Raw genomic sequence first — 12,684 nt, 5'->3', positions numbered from 1 at the left:
ATAGAGTTTCTATGTCACTAGTATGCTATAACAAAGCAATTAAAAGAGATTAAAATTTTGTGGAACTATTAAAATATCTAAATGAACATTTTTTTACAAAGAATGAATTGCTCAATGTATCTAAAGTTACGGAACAGGAATTAAGTGGTTATCAAACGCAAGGAGTGATGCCAAGATATTCTTACAAGCTAAATCTTAGTCTGCAAAGTGACTCTTTTTTTGGTGTACATAATGAAGTGGATGAAGTCGAGTACTACGCAAAGGGTTATTCATCTTGGTTAGCTCTGGTTCAATCTTTGACGAGTGAAAATGCGATTTACGCAATATTTGCTCAGCGCTATCAAACGGCTATTGATAATTTAAAAAAAGAAGGTCATAGCTCAAGTGATCCAAAGGTTAATGAAGGTATCGAGCTTCATATTCAGGAAGAGTGGCAGCATTTTTTAAATGGTACATATGGTTTGTGCACCAAATCCGGCTTACCAGAAGATATTGCGGCTAAAGAGCTGGCAATACTTGAAATAAATGAATTGACAGCAGCTGATAAGTTAACGGAAAAACAACTTAATAAACTAACCGCAGCGGTTAATCTTTTAGATTCAGCAAGTGCTTTATTTGCGCCACACGAAAGGCCTAAAAGCTCACGGCATCGTATGATCAATGAAGTAAGACGTATCTACCAATTACAAAGTTAACAAAGAATTTTACTAGCTTATCTGAATATTACGCCGTAAACGCAAAGAGATTTTTGAATGGGAGTAAAAACTACGATGTTTTGCTCGTATGTTTTTCTCGGTTTACGCGTGTAGCTTTAAAGCGAGGGCTTGAATTGTAGGCGACATACCCATGCCCTCTGCGCTTAACTACCCGATATACCGAGTGCGTAGATTATCATTTATCTTTGCGACTAAAACGCTTATTAAATTTGGCAATTCTACCATCGTTTTTAGCGACACTTTGTTTCCCTGTATAAAAAGGGTGTGATGCGCTGGACACATCTAAAGTCATGTAAGGGTATGTTTTTCCTTCGAAATCAGCCGTTTGTGTAGTTTTTAACGTCGAGCCAATGACAAAATAGGTATCTGATGCTGTGTCGTGGAACAACACGTCGCGATATTCAGGATGAATACCTTGTTTCATGAAACTTTCTCCAGGCAATATTTTGGGCGCTATAGTATAGCATATTGTATTTTTTAACAATGATTCTCATTTTCACTCTAACTACATAGCTAGCGGCTATTTGAGACATCATAAAAAGTAAATCAGAGTATACCACAAGAGCCTCTAAGACGGATTAATTAGTGTCAACAGACTCTAAGATCTGCCTCGCTCAAGCAAAAAAAAGCCAGTCACAAGGACTGGCTATAGTGGTCGTAATTTTTTATACGGTTTATGACAATCGTCTAAGCCTAATGAACACTAAACCTCCAAGGGCTAGCAGCATTAGCCAGTCGATACTGCCGCCACCGCCAGATGTACCAGGTAACAAACCTCCTCCTGTGGACTCAGAACCTGGAAGTGGTTGCACTGTAGGTTCTGGGATAGGCGCTGGTGTCGCAGTAGCGACAGGTGTTGCCGTTGGCTGAGGTGCCGCCCCGGGCGTTGGCGTAGGGATAGGCGTCGGAATAATATCAGGGCGTTCACCTAATACTACTTGTTCGCTATCTTCAGGGGCGCTGTTTTGGTCTATTTGCTTCAAGAATGAAACCAGATTGATGAAATCTGTTTGTGGTAGGTCGAGCACACGAGTGTGGGCTGAAGCATTGGCGATATGATCTGCGTTACTGATAGTAATATCGTCAACGATCATATCCGCTGCCCCTGAAGCTAGACGCACCACAACTGTATTGTTGCTTCCTGCGTTGAGGTTAATAGGAATAGCTTTGGTTTCAGCCATAGCTGACTGTTCTCCACCAACCATGTCGAGTGAAATCACATTAAGTGATTCTGATACTTCTTGGCCATTAACTTCCACAACCAGTGAAGCGATGCCACTAGCGTTAGATCCTCCAGCACGAACCCTAATGAGTGCTTCACCACCCGAGCCACCGTCGACATCATTGATGGTTACTCCTGTAGATGAGCCTTCATACAACATAGCTCCTGAGCTTTTCCTTAAGTTGGAGAATATAGGTTGGTTATGAGCCATAGGAGAATGGGCTTCTGCTTGATAGACGTTACCACCTACTGTTGAAAAGATATCTTCAATTGTTGCCGCGCTACCATCATGCAGATATGGGGCAGAGTCGAAAACAGCGAGTAATGAAGGTGTGCGGATTTCACTTAACGTGCCGTTTAGGCGCTGGCCGGAATATTCACGCAAAGTGCCTACGTCATGAGCGATACCATCTGTAAATGCCTTGTCAGCATGGCAGCGAGCACAGCCTTGCAAACGGAACACTTCAGCGCCTGCTTGCCCTGCTGAAGTTAGGCTACCATCAGCATTTCTAAATGGACTCTTAGGAAGTGAGGCTTTGCCCAGCGATGATACGTAAGCAGCAAGGTTGTCCAGATCTTGATTCATACCTGCTTTTTCTACACCTAGGGTATCACTTGCTTGATCGAACTGACTGTCAGATAAGAAGCCAAGACCGAGGAATGCACCGCGCATATCGTGCTCAAAATCTTGTACTTCATCGAAGTTTCCGGACCAATGCAAGCGGCCAAAACGTGTACCACTGCGGCCAATCAAGGAAGTGGTATTGCGCAATCCTTCTCCTCGACCAGTAAAGTCCCAAGTGCGGCCATCGTGACCTCCATCCATATGACAGGTGGCACAACTCATATAGCCCTCGGCACTCATACGCTCATCGCTACCATGGTAGAAGAACTGTTTTCCGGCGAGCACTTCAGGAGAAAGTATTTCATTACTCACAGTAGAAAATACCTGAGTGGGTGGATTTAAACTGCGGCCACCATCGGCAAGGAAATCACCTATATCAAACTGGCTGATACTTCTACTAAGGAAGTTTTTCGCATAAAGGTGCTCATTCTGGGTATCCATACACAAACCTTGTGGAGCAAAGCCCGCTTTAAAGAAGCCATTGAGCGAAGAAAGCGCGCCTTGAGCACCTATATTGAGAGAAACAACTTCGTTGTTGCCTTGCAAACTAATGAACAAGAAATCGGCATTAGGTGAGAAAGCCAAAGCAGAAGGAGACTCTCGATTATCAAGATCGAAGCGTCGATCGTAATCTTCTGTGGAGCTCGCCAAGTCAATCTTGCCTATGATGGGGCGCACGGTGTTGTCGTCGTCCAAATCTAGGAAGCGAATGCCGTTGTTGTTGATTAGTCCTTTATCAGTATTATCTTTTTTAGCCGTATAGTAGGCGTAGTCACCAGAAGGGGAGATGACAATTGAGCTGATGTAGTTAGGCACTCCTTTACCGCTGTCGATGGTGTCTAACTGGTTACTTTTATAAAGCTCGATAGTATTGCTCACACTCATTGTCGAGGTGTTGATACGCCATATTTCACCCCAGTTTTCAGGTGAAATAAAACGTGTTACCAGCAAGCTTGCATCATCATGGGTAATCGCCAACGCACTTGGAGTGGGGCCAACTTTGAGGCGAGCTATTACGCGCAGGCTATTTACATCGATGCGAATAACTTCACCACTGTTGTATAGCGATGCATAAATCGCATTGCCATCATGACTCGATACGATGCCATAGGGAGCGGTACCATAGCCAGTAGCGATCTGTTGAATCAAGCGGCCACCTGCGCTGTACACATCAATACTGTCTGTGTCTTTAGATGCGACCCAAATTTCACCGTTATTATTAACCAGCACGCTGCGAGGATCGCGACTTGAGGTCAGCTCGGTGACAACATCCCCGGAGCTGATTGAGGTAGCTGTTACCGTATTATTATCAGGGTTAACAGCCCAAACCACACTGTTATCTATATCGCAATGCAATTGGCTACTATGGTTGGCAAAGTCGACAATAGTGCCTCCTGGAGGAGGTGGTGGTGGAGCGACAGATGTCACTGTGATTTGGCGTGAAGCAACTGCTACACCCGAAATATTATCTGAAGCGGTCACGCGAGCTGTATAAGTGCCGGGCTGTGAATAGGTTGCCGAGTAGGTATTAGATGTTGTTTGAGTTGCGCCGCCAAACCCAGGGGCATAACTATAAAATATGCGATCACCGTCAGGATCACTAGCATCTACTGTAAAATCTACCGTAGTTCCCGCCACTACATTTGTTGCCGATACTGAAAGGTTGGCAATGCGTGGTGGTAAGTTAGGTGTAGGCGTAGGTGCTGCCGTAGGTGTTGGCGCCGGTGTTGCCGTAGGTGTTGGTGTTGGCGCTGCAGTTGCGGTGGGTGTTGGTGTAGGAGCTGGTGTTGCAGTAGGGGTTGGGGGTGGTACTGCATTTGATCCAGTGCTAAACCTGAAGGTATAGGTATCCATAACGTTGCCCATATAATCGCTAACGCCTACCAATGACACTTCATAATCTGTATCTGTTTTGAAGTCTTGATCTGGATCTATCGTGATCATACCGGACTGAGATAAACGGTAATCCAAACCTAGAGGTTGGCCGCCTACCTCTCGCAATATGATGTTTTGCCCTGGTACTAATGTTCTGCCGCGTAAGGTCTCAGGAATAGAGATTGAAATGGGGGCGATGGTTGGGTAGTTAGTTTGACCTGCCCTAGGAATATGATAAGCAACGTAGGGCGCGCGAGTATCTGGTTCGCTTTGATGTACCCACACTGAGATGCCTTGCTCATTAATGGTGGGGGTAGCTAGATTGTCGATGCCACCACCGATAATGATATTACCTAGAGGTAAGGAAAACTGGCTTAATTCAGCACCGTGTGCACCTTCGTCGAATTCAGTAGCAACTGAACAGTCCTCGATATTTACTTTGTAGCGGTCAACAAAGGCAAACTCGTCTTGAAAGTTGACATACATAGGGTCGTTATCAAGTTCGATATAGCAGCTGACTTCTAAGTTGGTAGGATCTTCAAAGTCGACAACTATAATGCCGCCGCGCATTACAGTTACATCGTTGGGGCGGCTGGCAATAACAATATAGTGACCGTGGATAGCTGAACCATAACCACCGATAGGACGAGAGCGAGTTAGGCTTGAGGCGTTTGCCGCAGTTTCAGCAACACCAATGTTAATTGCTCCTGTGGAATTATCTGGATTAATGACCCCAACATTATCTGTCAGCAAATCCAATAGAACAGGTTCCCGTGTAGGATCAGATATATCATAGATGGCCACACCGCGGTTGGCTTGGTCACTAGCATAAATCATTAAGTTACCGACAAAAGCGGGTGGCCCAATAACTCCTGTAGTGCCTAAGTGATCCCACTCAGTCATAAACTGGTTATTGAGATACAAACGAGCGCGGCTTGAGACAAATTCATAAAAACCCCATGAGCTTGCTCCCCATGGATAATTGAGACCGCCGAGGTTGAAAAATATGGAATCGTTTGGCCCTGACCAGCTGTCTAATTCTATTGATCCATTGGCTCTAAGTATGGCGGCTTCTTCGCTACCTAGATCAATGTTCACATCGCCATTAGCATAACGCTTCACTGTGCCGTGAGCTTGGTAGGGCATTTTTGTCCTGCCCAAATTAACACTTTCAAGTGTCGGGTTAGCCGGGTCAGAAAAATTCCAAACTTGGTTGAGGAAATTACTTCCTCCGGAACTTCCTGGGCCTTCCGGAATAGTGACGACATAGTCTCCCAAGCTCTCCATAATAGCCAATCTCCCCATTTGTGCGAGATCAGGATTTACTGAAGGGCCTGTGATAAATGTTCCTGGAGCTCCCCTTTGAACATTGGGAACCTGTTGCGCTTGAATATATGACGATGCAAGGATAACAACAGCAGCGCTTGCATTCTTCATGAATAACTTCACCAGCTTATTCATAACGGGTACCACGATTTAGTTGATAGTTAGGTTGATTAAAATAGTATTAGATTCGATTAATTCAGTAGTGTGTGAAAAAGCCGAATTAATACTTAAGTATTAGTGTGTCACTAATATTTTAGTTTGAGTCGGAAAAACATACAGGTTTATGTTTAGTAATTGTGAATCGGTTCTCCATGGGAGTAGAGTGATTGGCGCTATAAAGTTCGTAACTGGCACAAATTTATGCAAATGTGCATTTTTTTAGTTATTTTTATGACAAAAAAAAGTTTTAGATAAAAAATAAAACTAATGTTGGTGGAAAAACCATAGCGGTAAAGTGATTAAAAAACAGCTAAAAAATTAATTAATCTGCACAAAAAAGTACTAGTAAAGTACTAGTTTTTTTAATTCATTATGGCTTTGTATTTTTTAGATATATGCTTGTTTTTTGTTCTTTGTTGGTGTTTTCTGAATAATAAAAATGAAGTAACAGCAAACTGGGATTAACCAAGTTCGCAAATGATGCATAAATGGAATGTCGTATTCACGTAATATTCTTTGTGGGAAAAAGAATCCTGCAAGTAAAATTCCCGCTATTAAAATATTTTGTAAAGAAGCAGATTGCAGAGCTAAGAAGAGAATGAAGCTGCAAATCATAATAATTGCAGCATAATCTGTATCGTGACCGTAGATAAATGTCAGTGCGAAAACTAAGAATAAATTGACCGTAAGAATTGGATCTACACATTTACGATAGCGAAACAATATAAGTGTGGCCAATAAGCTTAATGGTTTTACAAATATTCCTGTTCCTTGTATACCCATAGCAACAAAAAAACTTTCGATTCCAACAACATGTACTGAACCCGGTTGATTCACCGAAACACTTGAATAGCCTGATAGTGATGTTAGCCAATTAGCAAAAGCTTCTATTGGTCCAAAAGCTACAAAAGCTGGGATAAGTAATAAGAGTGCAGTTGCTGCGCCTATAAATAAAACAGCAAAGTTCGCACTTAATAAAAGCCAGACGATATAAAGTAAAGACACTTGTGGTTTGATGGTTGCTATACCTAAAAAAATACCTGAAAAAAGTAGGTGTTTTTTTTCTGATCCACTGTTCAAAAAATACCAAGACAACATCGTGGCAGCGGCAGTCGGAAGAACAAGTTGTCCCTCGAAGACGCTGTGAGCCATAAAAGGATTGCCAATAATAACCGCAAAGCCTACGCCTTGGGCAAGGTTCATAGAGCGTAAATCAGTAATTTTTAGGTACCATTTATTGGCGAGAAAAGCCATCGCAGCAATAGATGAAATATTTATAGCCGTGTGTATTCCCAGTGCTATAGGTTTGGATAAGTAGCCATAAACAGCGAGCACAGACGCCGTGTGGGGCGGATAAGAAAATGGCTCGCCACTATTCATTAATTCTAACCAAGGGTTGCCACCGTTTAAAAACAGAACTGCGGCTTTATGAAAAACCCCAAAGTCGAGGCCGAATGGTGCTGATCTCAAAAAGCCATGGATACCAAAAAGGTAGAGAAAAATAACGGCAGCAGCAACACCAAGTAACGATAAATATGCATCGACTTTTTTAGAAAATAAAATCATAAGTTAACAGGCCCTAAGATTTTGCGTACTGTAAACCTTCTTTTATTTTCCCAGCGCTAACACCGGAGTGAAATTTATTTAAGACTTTCATACGTCCTTGTTGCGCTATTTCCAAAGCTTTATCGGGTGACTCAGATAATTTAATAATGGCTTCTACAAATTGTTCAGGTTGCCGTGGTTCTACAAGAATACCGTCTACGCCGCTATCGACCATCTCCGTAACTCCTGGGCTACGTGTGACGATTGCCGGTATTTCCATTGCCATGGCTTCCATGGTGGCTACCCCTAGCGGTTCCTTTAAGCTAGCCAAACAGAAAAAATGTGCAGATTCTAGTTCTTCTTTAACTCGACTCTCTGAGACCGAACCCAAAAAATTAACGCTGTCCACCACGTCTAATTCTTCGCGTAATGCTTTTAGCTCATCGTAATAGCTTCCTGTATCGGAAATAGAATCTGTAGCACCACAGATATTAAGAGTAGCATCTATATTTTGTTGTTTTAAAAGTGCCACTACTCTAATTAAATCGTCATGAGCCTTGACAAAATTCAGTCGACCACATGAAACAAGTTTTATCTCCTGACCAGATTTAACTGGGGAGTAGATCGTTGTTCTTTTAAAATCTTCAATATTAACACCCATCGGTGCTAAAAATATGGGAGGCAAAGTTATATCACTTAGTAGCGTTTTTACTTCTTCTAATAATTCTTTCGTAATAATGATGCAATAAGCCGCATTGGCCCATTTATGTGCTTGGTTGGTGCCATAATCTTGCATTGGCCCGTGTAAAGTTAAACTATAGCTAGGGCCATTGAGAAGACGCGAAAAGAGACCGACATTTGCCGAGTTAGCACAACTATGGATATGTATGTGTGAGATATTTTTTTTACGACAAAGGCGTTTTACAAAAGCACCAGCCACTATCATCGCGAGAAGCTTCGGGCGCTCTTTTGCTGACACATCTGACTTGCTAAAAATAACTTTGAAGCAGCGCAGCCAAGCAAGCGGCCCGGCCAAAATAATGGTCAGAGCACATTTTAATAGCTCCATTTTACTTAAAGGAAATAGATACGTTGTCTCCTTTGCTGCACTTTCCGCCCAAGTATGGTTAGCCGCACCTGCGCCTGCGATCGGTGCACGAGTGGATATAAGCTCTGTTTCTACACCTAGCTTTTTTAACTCCTGTCTCTCTCTAATAAAAAAAGCATGGGTTTGGCCTGGAAATTCCGGAATAAGAAATCCGATTTTGGTCATGTTATACCTTGTCTATGTTGGTTAATACGGCTAATAGAATAATTAAACAAAGGGCTTTTGGTAATCGGGCTTTTCCCCTTTACCAAGCAACCAAGAATAAATATTCATCATCTGCTCGGCTTTTTTATCCCAACTGTAATAAGTGTTAATTCTTTCTATTGCTGCTGAGCGTTTATTGATTAAGTCTTCGGGGTGCTTACAAATTTCTTCTAATTGTTTTCGAAAACCATTAATTAATTTGTCTCGTGATCCCATTGGAACAACATAACCTGATTCTTCTGTTACCAATTCGGCAGGGCCTGCATAATCTGCTATCACTGGTACAACACCTAAAGCCATCGACTCCAAAACTACGCCACCACCAAATTCGCGAATACTAGGAAAAACAAAAATATCCGCATTAACAAGTTTTGCTTGTAACTCGTTATTGGGTACAAAACCGTGCACAATGATTTTATTGTCGAGCCCTTTGGCTTTCACCAATTGCTTTAAGTGTTCTTCTTCTGGTCCATTACCATATATATCGAAAGTCATTTTTCCTTCGTGAGCCAGTTCTTCCATTGCTTCTATAGCCATATCTGCCCCTTTATATGGGACAAGGCGTCCAACGAATGCTGCTTTGATGGGTAGCTCATAATTTGAAGTGTTTTGCAGGGAAAAACGTTTACGGTCAATGGCATTTTCAGGAAGGTATAACGTTTTACTGGCAATATTTTCAGGTAATTGCTCTTTAGTCGCCATTGAGCCTGCAATAACACAAGCACTATCCTGTCTTAAGGATCGATAGCCCGGTAATAGCTTATATGCATTGCGAGCATGGCTTAGCCACTCTTTTTCCTTATGTTGTAAATCGCGAAACTCAGCAGGCCAAGCAACGCCTCCATTGAGAGGGCCTACCACTAAAGGCACCCCTATTTTTTTTAATTTTTTTGCCAAATAACTAGGGGCAGTTGGACTCACAGGTGTAATGCGATGCACGATATCGTATTTTCCTTCGAGCAATTCACTCTTGAAGTTTTTCCAACACAAATATTCAAAATAGGGATAAGTCAAACTGCCAACTGCGGTAGCTATTGTCCAGCCAAGATTATTGCCACCGCGAATTTTTAATGCAAGATTATTAAAAGGAGCTGCGAGTTTTTCTGAGTTAATAGCGGTAAATTGTTTACCATCCTGCCAGCCGAACCTCTCAATTGCTTCTTTATTACGAATTTGAGTGACTAGATGAACATTACATATCTTAGATAATGCATGGGTGTGGGACCAGCCCAATAGTGGAACACTTGTCCATTCAGGATTTGCTGCCTCGGCTACTACTAGGACATTTAATTTTTGTTGTTGACGCATTAAACTGCTTTCCCTATGTTTATGACATAAACGAACTATATTCTCGCATACTGCTGAATACTTGGCATTAGTGTAATGAAGTTTTTACCCAAGCCAATGTAAGTGAACAAGAATTAGCCGGTTTTAATGACAACTACCTGTTAATAAATGCACAACGTCTCCCCGTTCCGCCTCAAAGTTTAGAAGATAAATCTCTCCATCATTACCTTCTGCAAAGCTGACAGATTTTCGCCCCGTGGTTAACAAAGTATTTGGTTTCGTTACGCTTTTCGCGTCAGCTTTTACGGAATATAAAATTGTACCGAAAGTATCGGTAAAAATATAATGCCCTTTTAGGGCCGGAAATTTCTCACCACGGTATACATAACCACCAACAATAGATTGAGGGCCTTCATAATCATATTGAGTTACTGGCAGTGCAAGGTTTTCTTTTTTACAAGGTTTATTATCAAAACAAATATCTCCTTCCATCGATGGCCAGCCATAGTTTTTGCCCGCTTCAACGCGATTTATTTCTTCATAGGTATCTTCACCTACATCGGCTACCCAGAGCTCGCCAGTTTGTTTGTCGAAGCTAAAACGCCAGGGGTTGCGTAAGCCATAGGCAAATACTTCAGGGCATTTTTGCAATGATGTTCCTGCGTCACATTTATCTTGTCCTTTGTTAAAAGGATTATCTTTAGGGATTGCATAGGGGCTTGTGTTGACATCAATACGAAGGATACTGCCATATAAATTGTTGAGGCTTTGTGATGATGCCATATCATAACCACCGTCACCAAAGCCTACATAAAGCATATTGTCTGGCCCGAAGCTGAGATTGCCACCATTGTGATTCGGTTGCTGTTGTGGCAACGTCAACAAGACCTTTTCAGTTTTAATTTCAGCCTTCAATGTTTTTGGGTTAATCTCAATACTACTTAGCGTCGAGCGCCCTTTGTGGGTTTTATCGTTGTATACAAAAAATAGACGGTTATCTTGTGGATAGTTTGGGTGGAATGTGGCTCCGGTCAAACCCATTTCCAAACGTATATCCACTTTACTGCGAATATCTAATACCTTGCTGAAGCTTTTGCTACTTTCTTTATTCTCGAACGAGAGAATTTCGCCCTCCCGAGTGAGCATAAACCAAAAGCTAGAGTCTTTTTTCGGCTGTGTCATGGCAATAGGTGAAGCAACACTCGGCAGTGTAGGAAAAGCATTGCTTAGACTCACTTTCAGTGTTGATTTCGGCTCGTTACATTCTGTGGCGAAAAGGTTAGAACTAATAGCAATGCATAACAGGAGAAGGGTCTTTCTGGCAAAAAAGAGAAGCAAATTTAACATGTGTAAGTTTTCCTAACGGCAATGTTCTTTCGCTGCAATTTTATAAATACCATCGCCCTTTGAATTGCCCGAAAAGTTTAATAAGTATATTTCTCCGTCGTTACCCTGGGCCATACTCGCCACTAGAAAGTCACTATTAAAAATACGAGCAGCTGGAGTATTTGCTGGAGCGGCGGCATCGAGGGCAAAAAAGTCTTCCGATAGCATATCACCATAAATATAGTGGCCTTCGAGTTGCTTTACGTGTTTTCCCCGATACACGTAACCACCAGCGATAGACTGAGGAGTAGGCAAATCATAGCCATTGTAGGGATCGATTAACCCCCAACTAATACAGAAGAAAGAATCAAAACATTCACTACCTTCCATTGTCGGCCAGCCATAATTCTGGCCTGGAGTTACAATATTAATCTCCTCAAACTCTGCTTCGCCAACGTCGCTTAGCCACAGTCTATTTGTTCTATTATCGAAACTGAAACGCCAGGGGTTACGAAATCCATAAGCGTAGATTTCAGGGCATACCGTTTTATTAACACCTTCTTTGCAGCGAGACTGCCCTTCATTAAACGGATTATCGTCAGGTACTTTATAGGGTTGGTGGTTGATATCGATGCGTATCAGCGTCCCGTAGAGATTTTTTTTACTCTGCGCATGAGAAGGTTTGGCTCCGCCATCACCGAAGCCCACATAAAGCATGTTATCTGGGCCAAATACAACATTGCCACCATTGTGGAATAACTCATCTTGAGGCAACGTTAGAATAACCTCTTCACTCGTAGGGTCTAGTATCCCTGTTTGTGCATCAACTAAAAAAGATGCAAGGGTAGACTGATTTTTCTTAGATGAATCGTTATAGGTAATAAATAGGCGTTTGTCTTTTGGGTAGTCCGGGTGAAACGCCATACCCGTCAGCCCCATTTCAACGTGATTAATTACTTTATGACGAATATCTAATACTACGCTAAGTTGATCCGTCATCGGGTCATTTTCAAACCTAAAAATTTGTCCATCTCTTGATGCGACGAGCCAAAAACTACTGTCACTGGACGGTTGAATCATATCTAAGGGAGAGGGCAAAGGCGGCAAATGTGAATATGCCTGGACTAGTTCCACATTTTCAATAGGGTTAGCCGAACAGGCAGTGCTGTCCTTACTTTTAGAAAGAGCTACTGCTGAGTTACTTATTGCCAATACACTCATTGAAACAAGTAATAAATTAATAGCACGCAACATATAAATCCCTAAATGTTTTTTATAGTCTATTTTGCAG

Annotated in this window: 8 protein-coding genes; 1 reads left to right on the top strand and 7 read right to left on the bottom strand. The window is 42.1% G+C overall.

Going from position 1 to position 12,684, the window contains the following annotated elements; genetic code table 11:
* The first annotated feature begins 59 nt into the window (after positions 1–59).
* Positions 60–695, top strand: coding sequence for a DUF6058 family natural product biosynthesis protein (locus tag BVC89_RS27830; RefSeq protein ID WP_086934346.1), 636 nt, complete (start codon positions 60–62; stop codon positions 693–695).
* A 196-nt stretch (positions 696–891) separates the two neighbouring features.
* Here BVC89_RS27830 and BVC89_RS27825 read toward each other — a convergent pair whose 3' ends face one another.
* From BVC89_RS27825 to BVC89_RS27795, 7 genes are all read right to left on the bottom strand, one after another.
* Positions 892–1,140: a type B 50S ribosomal protein L31 gene (locus BVC89_RS27825; RefSeq protein ID WP_086934345.1), complete on the bottom strand. Its 249-nt coding sequence runs from the start codon at positions 1,138–1,140 to the stop codon at positions 892–894.
* A 250-nt stretch (positions 1,141–1,390) separates the two neighbouring features.
* A complete protein-coding gene (locus BVC89_RS30015) occupies positions 1,391–5,875 on the bottom strand; it encodes a PKD domain-containing protein (RefSeq protein WP_173780745.1) in 4,485 nt (1,494 codons plus the stop codon).
* 435 nt (positions 5,876–6,310) lie between these two features.
* Complete coding sequence (locus BVC89_RS27815) at positions 6,311–7,489, bottom strand: glycosyltransferase family 87 protein (protein ID WP_086934344.1); 1,179 nt, start codon at positions 7,487–7,489, stop codon at positions 6,311–6,313.
* Between the two features lie 13 nt (positions 7,490–7,502).
* Positions 7,503–8,741 carry an exopolysaccharide biosynthesis GT4 family glycosyltransferase EpsE gene (epsE, locus tag BVC89_RS27810; RefSeq protein ID WP_086934343.1) on the bottom strand — a complete coding sequence of 413 codons (1,239 nt, stop codon included), beginning with the start codon at positions 8,739–8,741 and terminating at the stop codon, positions 7,503–7,505.
* Between the two features lie 42 nt (positions 8,742–8,783).
* Positions 8,784–10,088 (bottom strand): glycosyltransferase family 4 protein, encoded by a 1,305-nt coding sequence (locus tag BVC89_RS27805; RefSeq protein WP_086934342.1) that lies wholly within the window; start codon positions 10,086–10,088, stop codon positions 8,784–8,786.
* A gap of 123 nt (positions 10,089–10,211) precedes the next feature.
* Entirely contained in the window at positions 10,212–11,414 is a 1,203-nt protein-coding gene (locus BVC89_RS27800) for a PQQ-dependent sugar dehydrogenase (protein ID WP_086934341.1), read from the bottom strand.
* Between the two features lie 12 nt (positions 11,415–11,426).
* Positions 11,427–12,647, bottom strand: a complete 1,221-nt coding sequence (locus BVC89_RS27795; protein WP_086934340.1) for a PQQ-dependent sugar dehydrogenase — start codon at positions 12,645–12,647, stop codon at positions 11,427–11,429.
* Between the last annotated feature and the right edge of the window lie 37 nt (positions 12,648–12,684).

The sequence above is a fragment of the Agarilytica rhodophyticola genome (assembly GCF_002157225.2).
Lineage (GTDB): Bacteria > Pseudomonadota > Gammaproteobacteria > Pseudomonadales > Cellvibrionaceae > Agarilytica > Agarilytica rhodophyticola.
Note: the sequence above shows the minus strand (reverse complement) of the source record. Positions and strands in the feature narration are given on the sequence as shown.